Origin of the sequence: Aliikangiella coralliicola (assembly GCF_007004725.1) — a bacterium.
GTDB lineage: Bacteria > Pseudomonadota > Gammaproteobacteria > Enterobacterales > Kangiellaceae > Aliikangiella > Aliikangiella coralliicola.
This window is the reverse complement of sequence record NZ_ML660167.1, coordinates 137,562-154,809: the sequence shown is the minus strand read 5'-3', so window position 1 is coordinate 154,809 and position 17,248 is coordinate 137,562. Positions and strand designations below refer to the sequence as shown.

Genomic DNA, 17,248 nt, shown 5'->3' with positions numbered 1-17,248 from the left:
CACTAAGAACTTCTAACCGAACTATTGATTGTTAAATATAAGCACCCGGCTGTTACCGCCATCGCTAATAATTAACTGATTTTCGACTTGGTAAATTCCGCCTGGCTGAATCAGCGTACGAGCTGACGACATAGAATCTTCGTTTCCATCCTGATCATCATCATTTCGTTCATTATGTGTAAAATCCCCCTGCCCTATGACAACATCTGCCGCAGCAAAATTGGTTGAAGGAAAGTTGTTCCAAACAAGAACTCGGTTATTGGAAGTATCAGCAATAAATAATTGCGTACCATTTGAGTAAATTCCTAAGACAGGGCTAAATAAAGTTCGCGCGGATGGATTAGCATCAACAACGTTATCTTGATTATCATCGTTGCGAGTATTATGCGTGAAATCACTCTGTCCTATAACAACATCCGCCGCAGCAAAGTTGGTTGACGGAAAAGTGCTCCAAATCAAAACTCGATTATTGCGCTTATCGACAATTACTAATCTTGTACCATCGCTCCATATGCCAGCCGGATCGCTTAATGTCTGAGCACTTGGTCCATCGGTAACGCCGTCGTTATCAGTGTCGTTTGCTGCACAGTGGGTAAAATCTTGCTGCCCCAAAACAATATCTGCAGGTGCATTATTTGAGGTAGGAATCGTATTCCAAATTAAGACACGATTATGATCTCTGTCTGCAACAATCAGCTTACCATCAATGGCAAAAACAGCTTCTGCTACTTCTAAGCCAGTCGAATTACATGCCCCTGCAGCACTTGAAGAAAAATCAGCTTGACCTAAAACAACATCTGCCGGTGTTCCCGAGCTTGTTGGTACACTATTCCAAATTAAAATACGGTTGTTACCCGGGTCTGCAAGAAACATTTTATTATTATCAACAGAAACAGATTCAGGGAAATTAAAGATAACATCTGAAGTACCTGAAGTATTAGTCGTAAAATCTGGTTGCCCCAAAACAATATCAGCCGATGCATTATTAGCTGTTGGTATAGAATTAAACCCTAATAGTCGGTGATTCTCGCTATCTGATAAATACAATCGCCCATTCGCAATAACGGGATTTCCAAATTGTTCAAGTAGTGTATTTGCTGCAGGGTTTCTATCGCCATTATCGCTGGGATCAACGGCAAAGCCGGCTTGCCCAATCACAACATCAGCAGCTTGAAAATTGGTCAACGATAAAGTTTCGATAGTAGTCACACTAAACACATCGGACACACCGCCAATGTTTAACGTCACATCTGTCGTAGTTGCATGAGCACTGGAGGAAATTTGCCTTACTATGACAGATTGGCCATTAAGCACCATTCCATCCTGGCTGGTAAAAGCCTCGCCATCTATCGAATACTCACCGCCCGCGACGCTAATATTTGAAGCCGCGTTAATCCCAGCCACAGAAATAGCTGAGGACTCAACTTGGGTATTTAAAGCAATCCCTGTCTGATCAACAAAACTAAACGCGTCAGGAATCGTATCATCTAAAGTCGTGACGCTAAAAACATCACTAACGCCACCAATGGTTAGCGTCGCATCAGTGGTCGTAGAATTATTCGCAGAAGAAGTTTGTCGCACGACCACTGACTGACCATTGGCAACCATTCCATCTTCACTAGTAAATGCTCCGCTATCAATAGAATATTCGCCACCTGTCACAGAGATAGCCGTCTCTGCGCTGATTCCTGCCACAGTGATAGCAGCAGACTCAATAAGTGTACCAAGCGCAACACCCGTTTGATCAACAAAAGTAAAAGCATCAGGCGTTAAATCGTCTAAAGTAGTCACACTAAATACATCACTAACACCGCCAACAGTTAGTGTCGCATCTGTAGTTGTAGAATTGTTTGCAGATGAAGTTTGTCGAACAATGACTGATTGACCGTTCATCACGGTTCCAGCGCTGCTGGTAAAGGTGCCTCCTGCAATTGAATATTCACCACCGGAAATAGTAATACTGGTGGCGGCAGTAATTCCAGCAATGGAAATAGAATTTGATTCAATGACAGTGCTGAGTGCCACATCGGTTTGATCGGTAAAAGTAAATGCGTTGGGGGTTGTGTCCGGCGGTGTTACTGTGGTTCCTCCGCCGCCACATGCGGTAAGAAATGCAAAGATTCCTAAACACAATAGCCAATGAAAACTTTGAATGCTTCGATTCTTAAAACCTTGAATTTGAAGACCCTGAATTTTCTTACCAACAATATTCATTTAGACTTTTCCTTATTCCTTAAGTCATACTAATTAGTAGATTTCACAAAATGCATTTATCGCATTAAGGGATTTTTCAGGAGAAAGCTATTTAGGTTGCGAACAGCATATTCCTGAATTAATTACTTCTATTTCTTTTTACTTCAATCACTAACTACTCAATCGGCAATACTATTTGTTGTGTTCAATCAGCTTAAATTTCAGCCCTTAGCACAATAAAATTTAATGTTTCGCCGTTCTGATAATCCATAAATAATGTCGACTAATTTTAACATTACCGGCTAACGAAGGCATAGACAAAACCTTCAAATCCGTACTATTACCAATAGCGAATTAGTATATGGCTGACTTTCAATAAAATTCTCAATGACGAGCGGTGATCAGAAGCCAGCATCAAGCTAATTTACTTGCGGAATGAAAGACTTGAAATGTCGATAATTGACTAATTAGGGAACAATGATGAAGATGATACCGAAATAAAAAGCAAAGTATTCCCCTCCCTAAGATTTCTGTTACTTTCACTGCTGATGTAAAATGGGCCCGACCGAACACACTCTCGGCAATTGTGAAAAATATCACACTAAAAATAACACCGTCAATAATCCGACACCAAGTATAGATGATCTCAATCTATTCTTGTGCATCGGCTCACAGAATAAGTATTTGGAGGTTATAAAAAGTTCAAGTCAGGGCTACTTGCGAGCGAAAAAATAACAGGGAGAGATAAAGTTATACCTATAACCCCTGTTTAGTTAAAATTTAACCAATCCAGTCTTTAGGCTCGACATAAGTTAGCATGTTAAATCCCTTTTTAACTAGGTGTTCTTTTACGGATCGATGGATCACTATAGCGCTGGTGTTTTCTGCCAACCTGAACATAAGATAATCTTTCGCCTTTTTCGGATCGATTGCTACACCATCAAAGTCAGTATCCAATAAATGCTCTTCATCTCCACCAACCACATTTGATTTAGAGATATCTGCAGCTTTAACTAAACCAATCAGGTTTACTGCCACATAGTTTTCGGTACGAAAACCAGTCTTTTCATTGGTAATAACGCAAGGATAAGTATCCAAATTGTCGACTCCAGCCTCTTGAAGCGCCTCGACAAGTCGTTTAGTCATAATAATGGCATCGTTGTAATACATTTCTTTTAAAGCGTCAGGATATCCAGGTCGAATTTTCACCTGAATAGGATTTGGAATCTCGCTAACGAAACGTTTACCCATTCGCCAAGAATCAATATCATTTCGCCAAGTTTCAATTGCTTTAAAGTACACGGACTTTAACAATGCAATATCATCCCACTCAATGGGCATATAGCACTCAAGCATAAAGTACTCAGACATTATTAACCAATCCAGTCCTTTGGTTCGACGTATGTCAGCATATTAAATCCTTTTTTAACTAGGTGTTCTTTGACGGATCGATGGATCACTATCGCGCTGGTGTTTTCGGCGAGCCTGAACATAAGATAATCTTTCGCTTTTTTCGGATCGATTGCTACACCATCGAAATCAGTATCCAATAAATGGTCACCGTCTCCGCCCGTTACCTTCGAATTTGCAATATCCGCCGCTTTAACCAGGCCAATTAAGTTAATCGCTACATAATCTTCTGTTCGAAAACCAGTATCCTCGTTAACAATAATGCAGGGATAAACATCTAAGTTATCGACGCCAGCCTCTTGTAACGCAGCTAGTAGACGCTTTGTTATGATGATTGCATCATTGTAGTACATCTCCTTGAGATCGTTCGGGTAGCCTGGACTTATTTCTACAATTACTGGATTAGGTGGTTGCTTTTTAAACCTCCGTCCCAATCGCCATGAACCAACTCCAGCAAAAAAAACGCCTTCTAATAACGCCATATCATCCCATTCAATGGGCATATAGCACTCAAGCATAAAATGTTCTGACATGTTTAATCCTATAGTTTGTGTTGATCACAATTTATTGCTGCTACTTTTCCCTCATCAAAATCTTTAATGATTTTGACGCGTATATCTACCAACTTTGAGGTATAGAGCGGAGGCTGGTAACCATCAGGGTTAAAACTTTTAAGATAGCTTTTCAAGCGTTGTGAAACCCCATTAAGTCTCGGTACTAAAGCATAAGGCGGTTTATGTTTTTCACCACTTTCTTCAGTGTTATATTGACAAACAGAATCTTCTTGTCCCATTTTGTCCGCTATTTTGTTGAGAAGTCGAGTAACAAATTCCGAATAATTTGTATGGCGATCATGAAAACACCCCCTACCTGGCTGCGCAGCATTAGCATAAGTAATTTTAACAGTTTCGCATTTCCAGTCATCATTGCCACGCATGGAATTATTACTTGGGAGCCAAATACCATTTTGAGCATTGTTTACATCATAATTAATATCACTCTCAATTTGGCTTCCATCAGCATCAGCATAAATCCACACAAGTAACTCTTTTGCTTTTTTCAACGATTCATTCCCAGGAATCAAATGATGCGGATTAGGCGTAATCTTATGCGAATCAGGCAAATCAATTTCCTTACCTTTACAATCATAAACTGGGTGTAGTAACTCCCAATCAGTAGGCCTCGGCTCATCGTTCGCCGCCATGTTGGTTTCAAGTTTCCCAGAATTATTGCCAATCTTTTTCGTCCAATACTCGTCACTGGTTCGCTCGTCATCATCCCAGTCCTGCTCTTTACTACTCACGCCATCCTGCTCAACTTCATCGTTCTTCTGACAAAAAGGGCAAGTTTCATCGTCGTGCTTATGTTCTAATATTTTTGTCATTAAGGCACTTTCGCCGAGCTCCGCCATTTTTCTCTCCGTATCTTAATATTTGTATTAACCCGAGCTGATATTGTTAGTTTGATGTTTTAAACTCAGTGATTAATCACTGTTATGCAATTAGCATTGCGCCCCTTAGAGCTCCCTCAGACGAACAATAAAGTAACGAACTCTGATTGTGCTTACTGTTAATGTGTTGGTGAATCGCCAAACTACTCAAAACAGGAACAAAAGCTGCGCCAATGTCGCCAAAACAATCTGCCGGGTGTTCTAAATTTATGTTTTCAGAAATCGTATCGCTATTTCGAGTGATAGCAACGCCGTATTCTTTGGCGCCGAAATGTTCTCCATTAAGGCTTGAAAAAATTGTACTGACACGTCGCCCTTTCGCACTCAGAACAGCCAATCGAACAGCTTCACTCAACCCATCACCGGTGTAGGGTTGCTCACTATAACGATGTCCTGATTCATTCCCAAAGCCAGGCATAAATAGCTCAGGAAGCGATACATTTCCCATTCGTTGGCGCGCATTTTCTGAGACTAACAATAAAAAACCAGCAGCTTCACCTGGGATAAATCCATCTTTACGATCATCTGTGAGAATGCGACTTTCTCGATCCAAAGTACCCAATAAATGTAAATCAAGATGAGTATCCAATCCACCTACCAGTGCATAATCAGCACCGGTCGCTTCGAAATACCGAAATACCATGTCGATTGCTTGAAACCCACCAGCTCTGCCGGTTGAAAAAATTCGACTCAATTGTTGATTAAATTTAACACCTGTTTGAATACTCAATCGCTCAATAAAAGAGCGTTGTAAAACCGATGCCCTACCTGGTAATGTTTCTGGGCCGGCGAGAAAAAGAGGGAGTGGTTCATCTTCAGAGTATGACTGCATTACTTCAATTAAAGCTGGTGACGCGAGGCGCAATAACCTGCGGTATCGGCTGGTTAATCCTTGCGCATTTAATTTATCATTCAGTGGTGGCAGTGCATCTTCTGGCACAGTGGCCAATTTGAAAGGTTCCGCATAACAATCATGCTCAGCAGTCACTTCAATTTTGCTAATACCTGCCTGGATTGAAGCAATAGTCATATTCGAATCGATACCGACAGGAGTAATCATTCCGGCACCGAGAATAAAAATCTGAGTTTTGTTTTTCACGCAGTCTGCATCCTTAATGCGTATTGATTTTGTTGACAGTTTTACAAAAATATTTCAACAACTAGTTACTAAAGCCTGCTTACTTTTTACTCTCACCTATGAATAATCTATTGTTCGAGCATATCCACTATAAAGCCAGCTATTTTCTAGTCCATATGGAACATTATTTGTGAAGCATCAGTCAGGCCCATTTTTCTGCTCCGATATGATAAGCTAAAAAAGACTAAACTATTACTCTCAAACTCACAACTATTGAGTAACTGTTCACAAAATGTGGTCAGTAATCTAATTGAAGATGAAAATCGTTCAATTCAGTTAAATGCATGAGTATAATACCAGTCAAAGACAAGAATTAATGCATAAGAGGGATCATTTCGCAGCACGATGTTCAATTCACAAATTGTCAAAGCCGAAAACGGCCAGTTTTTCGTATTTCGTATCCCCGGTCGAGAAACATTATCTCAGTCACTTACACCTAAATATTTTTGGGATGACTTTGCTACCCTGCATTTTGTTCAAAACCTCAATGTAATGACTGGTTTCTGGCATCAGCTCGCGAGTTCTTGCCTTGGTTTTGGATATGAAGGTTGGCGCAATGCTCACCCCTGGTCAGCGATAGAGGAATATATCGCTTACTGTTTAATCAATGGTCACATCCAGGTATTTTCGATCAAAGCAGATGATGTTTTTCACCCTTCCTCATCGGAACGCCAATTTAAAACGCCCTATGGTATTAGCTATCAGTTTATACCAGCTGCAAATACTCTCATTAGTTCTCCTTCGGAAACCAAATCGTTCAATTCAGTCGCAGATGCAAACACATTCATAGAAAATCTAAATTTGTCCGATAAGCAACTGAGTGAATTAGAAGAATCGCTAGACTTGCCTGAGCATTCAACCGGTGCCAATGCCGGTGGTTTTGCTTACACAGAATCCCCAAAGCAAAATTTAAGCAATGCACTTGTCAATGGCGATATCATTATTGCAGTGGAAGAAGAAGCCAATAAACCCGCATCGAAAGATAATTTTGTTGAAACAAAAACGACGCCTGTCGATTTAGGTCCCCACGCGACCGAAGCAACTTCTGAAACCGCTGCAGAAGAACAAAAACAAGAAGAGCCGGTATGCAAACTGACTAAGTTTACAGTTTCTTGTGCCCACGATGGTCGCAAGCAGGAGGTTATCGAGAAAACGGCAGGAATTTTAAGTTTAGATGTTGTAGCCAGTGAAACGGCTAAACGTGGATTTGAAAAAATTAAAGCTAAGCTAGAGGTTGATAGCGCTTGCTCAACTCATACTTCTTCAAGTTCAACAATACATCCAGCCCCCGCAAAAACGGTTAAAGGCTCGTTAGAGAATACTTATCATTTATCTTGCGAACCCGTTACTAACCCGTTGCGGTATTTGTGGTTGCCTTCAATAAAACCATCAACCTACAAAATAGCGGCAAGTGCTTGTGAGAGATACTCTCCCGCCTCTGTCGAAGTGAATGTTTTTCCAAAAGTTAAATGGAATGCAAATATAGCTTACTCTTTCGGGGGCAAAGAATCTAAAAGAGAAGCTAACAGTACTGGTGTTGTCAGTAATGAACATAGTAGCAAGGCAGGTAAGTTTTCCGGAAAAATGGAATTCTTTTATGATGAAGAAAAAAGGGATTTAACCTTAGAATATAAAAACGGTATTGATGATATATTGCAGAGACTCAACTACGTAAGAAGAAAAGTTGATCGGTTTCTAACCTATATGGGAGATGACGCACCATTAAAGCTTGAAATATTCTGGCCTAACCTTGGTATCAAATACGAAACAGAATTGAAAGAAGACAAAAGTAGTCCTGAAGTGGTCAGCAGCTACGATCTGAGTTTATCTGCTGATCCCTTGATAGGAATGAAAGGTAGCATTGATGTTTTTCCTGTACTACTAAAAGCGGTCAAGACACATCCTGCAGGCAGGCCTATAGCATCTGTGTTAGAAGCGGCGTTAAAAGGTGTAGGAAGTGATAAGAGCGTCGCCAGCCTTAAAGCAGATATTCAACTGGTTTTTAGCATTGAAAGTAAAGTAACAATTAACTTTTCTACGAGCGGTGAAAATGGCAAAGATAATGCTAGCTGTAAGTCTGAGCAAGCTATCGCGATGGAGTTTAAATTTGAAGGAGTCGTCGGCGCTAAAGGTCATATTTGGGTCATTAAGTTTGAGAAAAGCTATAAGGCAGGAATAAAGACGGGTTTTGTTGGAAAGATAATTATAGAAAGAGATGATGTTGGTTATTATTGGTATTCTCGTTTTTTGTTTAATGGATTGATTGTTTATTTTACTAAATATGAAAAATTAGAGAAGTCGGTTACAGGCGGTAACCCGATGGCTAAAGCCTTAGGCAAGGTTCCTGACCAGGCAGAAGAGTCGACAACGACAGAATTTACCTGGATTGAACCAGATGCCGATGAAGAGGCACCAGCGGATACTGCGACTGCGGCGGGAAGTCCAGCAACACAGTCGGCCAACCGCCACTACATCATTAAGTTTTAACAGCTATGAAAAATTTTTTAAATACAAGTAAATGGTTTTTGTTATTAATCGTCAAAGGTTTAATTATGTCTAGTACAGTAAATGCTGCTCCTTTTTATGGTGTTGATGTTGACTTGCACAATGTCGGTGTGGATGTTCGAGTCAACGACATTCCCGTTTATTTCGATTACACAAAAGGACAACTGACGGTAGAGGTTCCAACTCCTGAATCAATAATTGATGGCCTCAACAATTTAAGTCTCAACATATTTTTGCCATACGATGAACAGAGCGGCGATCAAACTTCAGAATATGAAAATGGCGCATATGCGACGATTACTTTGTTCGAACAAGATTTATCGAAAAACAACAGTAAGCGTCAATTAGTTTCGGCGACTTTAAAATTGACCGAAGCCGGGGTAATTGCCCAACTGGATGATCATATTAAAAATGAGCAAACTACGCCAAAAGTGGTTTTAACCGAAGAAAAAAGTGCATCTGTAGAAATAACGACACAGATTAAATCGCCTTTTCCAAAATGGGCATGGCAGGATGGTCAACAAATCGAAAATAACAAGGAAAATTTTAATTCACTGCTAGAAGTGTATAAGAATATTCATTCAACTTTAAAAGCAAAAGATTTAGGCAAACTGAAGAGTCTGTATCGTGTCAGAGCAAAAGAAATAGCGATAGCCTATGGACTATCCAACGAAGAAGAAGGTCAAAAGAAATTAAGTACTGGGGAAGATATGCAAAATGTTTCCCTTGAGTTAAATGATCTATTTTTAGATGGGATGACTTTTGAAGTGTCAGCAAATGGAAAGCTAGCGCGAATAAAGAATTACCTTAATGCACAACCTATTTTTTACTATGATCCTAAAAGTCGTTTATTCCATCTCTATAAATTTATGTTTTTCCTCGATAAAAATAATCAGTGGGTGATGATTCGATAAATTCTTATCATGTCCAACGTTTACACTTATTTAAAAGATGCTTTTCTGGTTCTCGCTCCACTACTGTTGATAGAACTCTTCCTGCGGAGCGTTTATCAGATAGGACAGCTCAAACTAGCTATCTGGTGGTTTAAAAATTATGACACCGTCGATTATTTGGGCGTGTTAGTCATTGCCTTCTTCTTCACCTACTTTTCATTCTTTGCTACCTTTGGTCATATATTTCAAGCAGCTTCATTAGCTTTTCATGGCGAAACTCACACGCTTATATATATTGGTGAAAAATCAAAAAACAAAGGGCTATATGTTTCCCCTGATAATCTGAAGTCTCCTCCCATTGAATACTCAGACTCTAGCGACAGCTATAATTATAGTTTTTCTACACTATTTACCAAGACACAATTCAAACGTGACAAAGGCACTGATCGGTTAGGTTCTACCGTCGAATCATTTTCTGCGATGTCATTGCTCTCTTCATTCCTAGTCGGGCTTGCAATGTTACTTCCTTTGGTCGGAGTATTACATACGTTAGCTTATCCCATCGTCATTGAGCTGGGAGTCTCTGGTTTCAATTCTTCCCTGTCGACACTCGATGCTTTTCAAGCGATGCTCAAACCCTGGGGGTTAAGTATTGGCAAGTTAGTCGCGATAAATATCGCAATATTTATTTTGGTCATGATAGTCGTCAAACTTCCAGGCCGGTCTATTGGAAAACAGGTATTTGATTTGCCGAGTTCGATAAGAACCGGAGAAACCATTAGTGGCATTCCAGTAGAGATCGAACGAGAAATTAATATTTCACGCAATTTAAATGGTGGAACAGAAGAAACTGACACCGGCTTTCGCACGATTGTTTTTCAATTTACCCAGGACTTTCCCCAGCCTGTTTATGTTTCTGTTTATTATGATTCAAGGCAATTTCCCGGATTAGAAGATCGGGCCTATGAGCATATTAAAAGTCAGTCACCATTACAGCTAAAAATTATGGAAGACTTAAAAATAGAAGTTATTGATTGATGCCTTGTCAATTTTTCTGCTATCGATAGGCATTAATCCTGGTATTAATAAACACCACAGTCATTGGCGTATTCGCACAACCAGAGGTAGTCCCCCGCTTCTTCTACATATGCGGGAGACTTATTTACAGCAATCCCTCTGCAAACCTATGAAGGTAAAAACTCAACCGGATAAGTGACCGTTACCGTCTTCACATTTTTGGCACCAAAGTTAAACTGTTTTATTCTGGCGACAATGCGAGATTCAAGGCCGGGATCATTCAGCTCGCTTGAAGCGACTATAACATCAAGTACCTTTCCAGCTGGTGAAATGGTAATTTCAAGAACAATTTTTCCTTTGATGCCAGGGTTATTCCTACGAGCTCGTCGATAAATGGTATGTAAATTACTTTTATTTTGATCCATTACATAGGCGATATCTTCTTCAGAACGATAATTGCCAATACGTGGTTTCGAATCAGACTTATCGACTGCTTTTCCTTTCCCGCTACTCGCTCGCGCGGTTAATAACTGTTGCGCAATTTTGCGTTGCTGAGCATCGAGTTTGACACCGCCACTTGAGCGCGACAGAATTTCGCCACTGTTAACACCGTCACTTCCTTTGGAAGCGTCAGCCGTCAGCAAACTGGTATCAGCAGAGGCAACTTTTGTAACTTGATTATTCTTATTCAGCTTTTTACCAACCATAGAATCAATACTCGAAGTATCGATTAAATCTGATAACTCATCGCTTAGCGCTAACAAACCACTTTCTTCAGCTTTCTTACGTGCAACTTTTTGAGTTTCGGTTAGCTCAATTTCTTTTTCCGGTCGCTTTCTTTTTACTTTTGGTTTCGGCTTAGGGATCGGTTTCGGTTCTTCTATTTCCTTGGGCTTTGGCTGAGGCTTTGGCTTTTCAAGAATGAAATTAGCAATACGCTCAGGTACTTCGACACGTTCTTTTCTCGGCTCTTCCGGCACTTCGATTGAACCGAAAAATAAGCCAACACTGACAAATAGCGCCAGAACTCCTATTGAAAAAATGGTGTAGCGCCTGTCCCTCTTGTTTTCGGGATGCCATGCCAGGGATAAATTTTGATAAGTCATTGCGGTCATCAAAGTTAGCCCTTAGATTTTGCAGCCTGAAATGCTGCGAATGCGATTCGAGTGTAATTCGCTTGCCGACAAGTTGCTAAAATTTTTCTTAGTAATTGATAAGAAATATTTTCATCTCCCATGATTGTCACAGCACGTCCTGCCGAATTATCTGTCTGCGCCAGTAAGCTGTTTGAACTTCTAAATTTTAGTTCTTCTTCTAATGCAATGATAACCGCATCGTTACTTTCCAGGACTTGAGAAATCGCAGCAACTTTTTTACCCTGAACTAAAATATCCTCTTTCGTGATCGCGATAACCAATGTCTCTTTCGGCGTTTTATCTGCTACAGAAAGGGGTAGCTTCATATCTTTACTATTCGGTAACTGTTGGGTCCCTGAACTCACCAATAAGAAAAAGACTAATATGGTAAAAATATCCATCAACGAAACCAGGTTGAGTCCTTTCCGCTTATGCAGTCCCTCAAGATGCTCCATTCTTTTCAGACGACCGGTTAATTTAGAATTTTTCATTTTTGACCACTTTCAGTTTGTGAATCAGTAACAACTGGTGGCGCATCGCCAATGGAAATATTGGGAAATAAAATAACGGTTTCAACACTGAGCGCTGACACCACATCAGCACTTCGCACTCGGTCCATGACCTTAATCATGGTTTTATAATCGATAGAAGGTTCTAATAATAAAGTAATACTATCTTCTTCTGGAAATCTGCTTTTTATTTCAACTAACGAATCAGTAAACAAATCCCATCGAGTCTCCCCTTTGGTTCGCGCAAACTTTTTTATCACACCAAGATTGGCATCTTGAATATCAAAGCTTTGATCTCTCAGCACCAACTCTAATTGCAGCTTCACTTTTTCCTGAGGTTTTGCCTTAGCATCCAACGCAGGCAGGTTTAGCTCAAGCACTGTCATTCTAGAAAACACCGCAGTAATCAGCAGAAAAGGAACCAATATCACCATCAAATTCAGAAAAGCGGTAATATTCAGTTCTTCTGCTTCTTGTAAGTGTTTTAATCCCCTTTTTTTCATTAATCCCTGACCATCAAATTAAGTGATTTAAGCGCAGCCTTTTCCAGACTATCAACCAATCGAGCAGTTTTCGTCACGAGGTATGAATGGGCCAGTAGTAATGGAATCGCGGCCATCAATCCGAATGCCGTGGTATTCATCGCCACAGAAATACTCGCTGATAGCAAGTCGGCTTTCTCTGCTGGGTCAGCTTCAGCCACTGCAGTGAATGCTTGGATAAGCCCTACGATTGTTCCAAGTAGCCCTAAGAGCGTTGCGATGTTTGCGAAAGTCGCGAGGTAATGAGTGCGTTGTGTCAACTCTGGCATTTCATCCATAATACCTTCTTCCATGGCCGACTCAATAATTTCACGGCGCTTGTTCTCGCTGTGTTGCGAAAATCCATAGTTGAGTACATTCGCCATGGGTGTTTTCACTGTACTGGTCAGTTTAATTGCCCGTTGAAAATCCAGCGCTTTTAGCATTGGCACAAGTTCGGTCCAAAGTTTGTTGGTAATGCGATTTGTCTTTGTTAAATAAAAAAAACGCTCCAACGCAATGGCAACGCCGATGGCGAACACGACAAGTATGGGATACATGAAAGATCCCCCAGCTTGGAATAATTTAACTATTTCCATAACGACACCCTCTGATTACACTCTACAGATAAATTAAATTGGCAACTATTATTAAGACGACTCATCATTCCTCATCCTTTTTTAACATTCCGATAAGTCGATCGACTCTGCTATTTATCTTAGAGGCGTTGATATTTGTTTGACTATCATTCATTAAATCTATCCCGTTCTTTTCTAAGTCAATTTCATCCAAAATTTCTTTTCTTTTTGCACGATAATCTTCAAAGGCAACCCTTTCATTGGCGTAATCTTCCACCAGCTCTCTTAGTTGTCTTGAAAAATCTAAAATACTCATCATTCGGTATACTATTCGCTCGTTATTTAGCCGCATTAATTATCGGCCAATTCTCGCGCCACTCGAAACCCGGTAACTTCATCGGGACTTCCAGAGTGACTGGTAATTGTTGTTGGGTTGCAAGATTCCATCGATGACTTAAATGACCCACCAACAGCCACTAGTTTTCTGCCGGTATCATACACTAACTCTTGCGCATTTCCCGCATAATTCACCAACCCCCAGGCGTTTTGTCGACCCGTTGTTGTTCTTACAAGTTCTCCGCCTTTTTCAATACCACGGGTACTAAGCTGACAATTTCTATTCGAATCAAGCTTATTCTTCGAATTAGATTTTGCCGCATAGACCCACTCTCGCCTGGTCGGTAAACGGTATTTTTTACGGGTAGTCTTGCTTAACCATTTCAAGTAATTTGAAATCGTTTCAATATTAACCTTAGTAACCGGTAAGTTTTTGTTGCCGGTGGCCTGCATACTACATTCTTTTGATTTTTTACAATAGTTTTCGATTTCAGCCAATGAAATTTCATATTTTCCAATCGCAAATGACTTAATTCGATTGTTACTTGGGATGACAACTAACGTCGGACCAAGGCCGCCATTTTGAAATTTGTCCCGACAAACAGCTCGTTCTCCTCGCGCACCTAAACCGGCAATGGCTGAGTTACAGTCGTCTCTGGGTTTAATTGTGACCGCAGTTAACGCCGAATTATTTTTAAAGATACGAAGTGCATAACGCTTGGAATCTTTGGCGTGTTCCGGGTTAATCTTGCCGATCGCTGTAATACACTGTGCAAGCTGATCTGTTATCGTCCCCTCTAGCTTCTTATACCGGGCAAGATCGATAGAACGTAGTTTCTCGATCGCAATTTTAAAATCTCTCATATTCAATGTCGATGCACATTCAAGATGTTTGTTAACATTCGCGTTAGCGACATTAAATAAACTATTTTGCTTACGTTTCTCCGCAGTCTGCTTTTGTTTGGCTTTGTTAACTTTTTCTTGTTCTTGTGCCAACCGTTTCTCTTCTTCTCGGCGCAGTTGTTCCTGGCGTATCATATCTGCCAACTTAACTTTAGATTCATCTAACTCACTGGGATCATTCGTATAGCGGTAAGCGTTATCAATTAACCCCGTCGCGAATTCAAAGTTAGACTTTTCTATCACCTCGTTAATTTTATCGATATAAAGTTGGTAAACTTTCGTTTTGGTGGTGACATACCATTCATCGGGCTCGCCCTCGAATATCCCTTTTACGCCTTCAATATTATTCCACATTGTGTTTTCCCACTCTGGAGAAAAACTTGGATTTGCCAATAGCTCCTCAATATTTTTTTTGAACAACTTATAGCGTATTTCAAATTCCAGCTCATCCCGTATTTCCGACTGGGAAACTTCAGTCACAGGTTTTTCGATAAATTGGTTAAATACAAAAAGTGAGATACCAATAAGCGTTACCGCTGCTATCGCCACAACCGGTTTCGCCTTGCCCTTGGCGGTTAATTGCTTATGGAATTCTTCTACCGACTCAATGCGATCTTTACGCTCAAATGCTAACGCAGCCTCAATGGCTTTCCATTGACGTTTATTGATGTCAGGTATGCGCTTGGGCTTCAGTTTTTTCTTAAAAGCTTCGTCTGCCGGAAGCCGGGTAAAGGGATGTTCTCCAGTTAAAATCTCATAAGCAACGCAGCCAAGTGCATAAATATCATCTCGCGTATCTGGTGTATGCCCCATAAGCATTTCCAGGCTGGCATAAGCAGGCGTTAATGCGCCTAAATTGCCCGCATCAAATACGGTTCGATCTAAATTCTCACCGGTATGTCGGTCAATGTTGGCGACCGCGCGCGCGATACCAAAATCAAATATCTTCGCGGTTCCATTCTCAGTCACATAGACATTTCCCGGCTTGAGATCAGAATGCACAATATTTTCTTCATGTGCATGAGTCAGCGCTGTGCACATGCCTAACAATATTTTCCAGGCTTCATTCCGCGGCAATCCAGTGGCGTGATATTGTTTTACCATTTGGTCCAACGGCTGACCGACGAGATATTCCATAGTCATAAACACGTTATCGCCATCACGGTCAAAGTCATAAACTTTCACAGTGTTTGGGTTAGCGATGCGTTGTGTTTTTCTTGATTCTCTTTGCAGCGAAATAAAGGCTTCGGGGTGTGACTTGAACTCCTCGCTAAGTACCTTGATCGCCACATAAGGATCGCTATCTTTGGCTTCGACCTTTAACCTGTCTTTCGCCTTATAAACAACCCCCATTCCGCCCGCGCCGAGCACTTCTTCGAGTACAAAGCGATCCTTTAATACTTGAAGATATGAGCCTGTTGCGGTGGTCGACGGCATCGGACGTGGTTCGACCGGTTCTTGTGGAGATGGCTTTTTTACCTGTGTTCTATTGTGTTCTTCAACCTGATTGTGTTTTTCAACTTGAGCCTTTGGCTTTTTGTCAGGTGCCTTAAACCGCGTAGAATCATGACCCTGAGATATGGGAGTCTCTGTTTTTTTGATGACTGTTGCATTGGGGTTAGCTGGTCGGCTTGCAAGCTGAGTTTTGTCATTCAAGTTTGCGTTAACTGTTTTTTTGTTAACGAACACAGTTTTATCTTGCGCAGTCTCCAGCTCTTTCTGCGAATCTTTATTTTCAATATCGGTCCTATCTTTAACACCGACTTGCTCAGAGATTTTTGAACTAGCCGAGTCGTCAGCGTTTTGTCTGACGTTTTTAAAAACCGTTTTATTGGGATCCCTGCCGTCATTTTGATCATCAAAATTAGCCATGATAAATACTCGCGCTCCTGCAATACAACTTAAACGACACTTTTGTGGACACCTTTCACTAGGATAACCGATACATTATCAGCCGCCTTATTTTGCAAGGATATTTCAATCAGCTTTTCAACCGCAGACTCTATGTTGTTATTTCGAATGCAATTTACAATAGTCTCCTCATTCACTGAATTGTATAAGCCGTCGCTACAAAGTAAATAGATATCACCAACCCTCACTTCGAAAATATCAATATCAAGAAGTAATTCCTCATAAGTGCCAACCGCTCGCGTAATGACATTCGACTCAGGATGGTTTTCAGCTTCCTCGGCGGTGATGGAGCCGTGTTTCAATAGTTCAGAAACATGACTATGATCAGAACTAATCTGCGTTATCTGATTATTTCGAAAACGATACAAACGGGAATCTCCCGCCCATAAACAAACCCCAATACGTCCCTTGATCAAAAGCGTGACCACAGTGCTGCCAACGATTCTTCCATCAAGCATAATTTCTGAATATTCTTGCAGACGCTGGTTAACGTCAATGATTTCGTCTTCAATTTTGGCAACGAAATCACTTAATTTATGTTCTCGTTTTATTTCACTGAGCGCATTGACGATCATATCGCTGGCAACATTTCCGGCGTCATGCCCCCCCATTCCATCAGCAACCGCCCAAACACCTATATCAGGTACAGAGATAACCGAATCTTCGTTTTCCTGACGAACTGCGCCGACGTTAGTTTCTTCCGCACTAATCCACCGCACAGGACGCCTTATGGTAATATCGTTCATAT

The 17,248-nt window shown here is 40.8% G+C and carries 15 protein-coding genes; 3 read left to right on the top strand and 12 right to left on the bottom strand.

Going from position 1 to position 17,248, the window contains the following annotated elements; all coding sequences use genetic code 11:
• Positions 1-21: 21 nt before the first annotated feature.
• The 5 genes from FLL46_RS18365 to FLL46_RS18345 form a co-directional block, all read right to left on the bottom strand.
• Positions 22-2,214, bottom strand: coding sequence for an NHL repeat-containing protein (locus tag FLL46_RS18365; protein WP_142932807.1), 2,193 nt, complete (start codon positions 2,212-2,214; stop codon positions 22-24).
• A 759-nt stretch (positions 2,215-2,973) separates the two neighbouring features.
• The gene (locus FLL46_RS18360) at positions 2,974-3,564 is read right to left on the bottom strand and encodes an imm11 family protein (protein ID WP_142932806.1); all 591 of its coding nucleotides are present in this window, start codon (positions 3,562-3,564) and stop codon (positions 2,974-2,976) included.
• A 2-nt stretch (positions 3,565-3,566) separates the two neighbouring features.
• Positions 3,567-4,136, bottom strand: a complete 570-nt coding sequence (locus tag FLL46_RS18355; protein WP_142932805.1) for an imm11 family protein — start codon at positions 4,134-4,136, stop codon at positions 3,567-3,569.
• A gap of 8 nt (positions 4,137-4,144) precedes the next feature.
• A complete protein-coding gene (locus FLL46_RS18350; protein WP_142932804.1) occupies positions 4,145-5,014 on the bottom strand; it encodes an AHH domain-containing protein in 870 nt (289 codons plus the stop codon).
• Between the two features lie 82 nt (positions 5,015-5,096).
• Positions 5,097-6,152, bottom strand: a complete 1,056-nt coding sequence (locus FLL46_RS18345) for a beta-ketoacyl synthase N-terminal-like domain-containing protein (protein WP_142932803.1) — start codon at positions 6,150-6,152, stop codon at positions 5,097-5,099.
• Positions 6,153-6,536: 384 nt separating this feature from the next.
• Between FLL46_RS18345 and FLL46_RS18340 the strand changes: the two genes are divergently transcribed.
• From FLL46_RS18340 to FLL46_RS18330, 3 genes are all read left to right on the top strand, one after another.
• A complete protein-coding gene (locus FLL46_RS18340; RefSeq protein WP_142932802.1) occupies positions 6,537-8,678 on the top strand; it encodes a hypothetical protein in 2,142 nt (713 codons plus the stop codon).
• A 65-nt stretch (positions 8,679-8,743) separates the two neighbouring features.
• Positions 8,744-9,610, top strand: coding sequence for a hypothetical protein (locus FLL46_RS18335; RefSeq protein ID WP_142932801.1), 867 nt, complete (start codon positions 8,744-8,746; stop codon positions 9,608-9,610).
• Between the two features lie 9 nt (positions 9,611-9,619).
• Positions 9,620-10,627, top strand: a complete 1,008-nt coding sequence (locus FLL46_RS18330) for a hypothetical protein (protein ID WP_142932800.1) — start codon at positions 9,620-9,622, stop codon at positions 10,625-10,627.
• Between the two features lie 146 nt (positions 10,628-10,773).
• Here FLL46_RS18330 and FLL46_RS18325 read toward each other — a convergent pair whose 3' ends face one another.
• The 7 genes from FLL46_RS18325 to FLL46_RS18295 form a co-directional block, all read right to left on the bottom strand.
• The gene (locus FLL46_RS18325; RefSeq protein WP_142932799.1) at positions 10,774-11,721 is read right to left on the bottom strand and encodes an AgmX/PglI C-terminal domain-containing protein; all 948 of its coding nucleotides are present in this window, start codon (positions 11,719-11,721) and stop codon (positions 10,774-10,776) included.
• 5 nt (positions 11,722-11,726) lie between these two features.
• On the bottom strand, positions 11,727-12,233 hold the full coding sequence (locus FLL46_RS18320; protein WP_142932798.1) for an ExbD/TolR family protein: 507 nt from the start codon (positions 12,231-12,233) through the stop codon (positions 11,727-11,729).
• The gene (locus FLL46_RS18315) at positions 12,230-12,754 is read right to left on the bottom strand and encodes an ExbD/TolR family protein (protein ID WP_142932797.1); all 525 of its coding nucleotides are present in this window, start codon (positions 12,752-12,754) and stop codon (positions 12,230-12,232) included. The genes FLL46_RS18320 and FLL46_RS18315 overlap by 4 nt, the downstream gene beginning before the upstream one ends.
• Positions 12,754-13,371: a MotA/TolQ/ExbB proton channel family protein gene (locus FLL46_RS18310; RefSeq protein ID WP_142932796.1), complete on the bottom strand. Its 618-nt coding sequence runs from the start codon at positions 13,369-13,371 to the stop codon at positions 12,754-12,756. The genes FLL46_RS18315 and FLL46_RS18310 overlap by 1 nt, the downstream gene beginning before the upstream one ends.
• A gap of 64 nt (positions 13,372-13,435) precedes the next feature.
• On the bottom strand, positions 13,436-13,669 hold the full coding sequence (locus FLL46_RS18305; RefSeq protein ID WP_142932795.1) for a hypothetical protein: 234 nt from the start codon (positions 13,667-13,669) through the stop codon (positions 13,436-13,438).
• A 32-nt stretch (positions 13,670-13,701) separates the two neighbouring features.
• A complete protein-coding gene (locus tag FLL46_RS18300; RefSeq protein ID WP_142932794.1) occupies positions 13,702-16,461 on the bottom strand; it encodes a bifunctional serine/threonine-protein kinase/formylglycine-generating enzyme family protein in 2,760 nt (919 codons plus the stop codon).
• Between the two features lie 29 nt (positions 16,462-16,490).
• A complete protein-coding gene (locus FLL46_RS18295; RefSeq protein ID WP_142932793.1) occupies positions 16,491-17,246 on the bottom strand; it encodes a PP2C family protein-serine/threonine phosphatase in 756 nt (251 codons plus the stop codon).
• Positions 17,247-17,248: the final 2 nt, after the last annotated feature.

Coding starts and splice junctions, on each gene's coding strand:
- FLL46_RS18350 (WP_142932804.1), bottom strand. CDS start 5,014: ATGGCGGAGCTCGGCGAAAGTGCCTTAATGACAAAAATATTAGAACAT.
- FLL46_RS18325 (WP_142932799.1), bottom strand. CDS start 11,721: ATGACCGCAATGACTTATCAAAATTTATCCCTGGCATGGCATCCCGAA.
- FLL46_RS18315 (WP_142932797.1), bottom strand. CDS start 12,754: ATGAAAAAAAGGGGATTAAAACACTTACAAGAAGCAGAAGAACTGAAT.
- FLL46_RS18355 (WP_142932805.1), bottom strand. CDS start 4,136: ATGTCAGAACATTTTATGCTTGAGTGCTATATGCCCATTGAATGGGAT.
- FLL46_RS18300 (WP_142932794.1), bottom strand. CDS start 16,461: ATGGCTAATTTTGATGATCAAAATGACGGCAGGGATCCCAATAAAACG.
- FLL46_RS18310 (WP_142932796.1), bottom strand. CDS start 13,371: ATGGAAATAGTTAAATTATTCCAAGCTGGGGGATCTTTCATGTATCCC.
- FLL46_RS18365 (WP_142932807.1), bottom strand. CDS start 2,214: ATGAATATTGTTGGTAAGAAAATTCAGGGTCTTCAAATTCAAGGTTTT.
- FLL46_RS18330 (WP_142932800.1), top strand. CDS start 9,620: ATGTCCAACGTTTACACTTATTTAAAAGATGCTTTTCTGGTTCTCGCT.
- FLL46_RS18335 (WP_142932801.1), top strand. CDS start 8,744: ATGTCTAGTACAGTAAATGCTGCTCCTTTTTATGGTGTTGATGTTGAC.
- FLL46_RS18305 (WP_142932795.1), bottom strand. CDS start 13,669: ATGATGAGTATTTTAGATTTTTCAAGACAACTAAGAGAGCTGGTGGAA.
- FLL46_RS18320 (WP_142932798.1), bottom strand. CDS start 12,233: ATGAAAAATTCTAAATTAACCGGTCGTCTGAAAAGAATGGAGCATCTT.
- FLL46_RS18295 (WP_142932793.1), bottom strand. CDS start 17,246: ATGAACGATATTACCATAAGGCGTCCTGTGCGGTGGATTAGTGCGGAA.
- FLL46_RS18340 (WP_142932802.1), top strand. CDS start 6,537: ATGTTCAATTCACAAATTGTCAAAGCCGAAAACGGCCAGTTTTTCGTA.
- FLL46_RS18360 (WP_142932806.1), bottom strand. CDS start 3,564: ATGTCTGAGTACTTTATGCTTGAGTGCTATATGCCCATTGAGTGGGAT.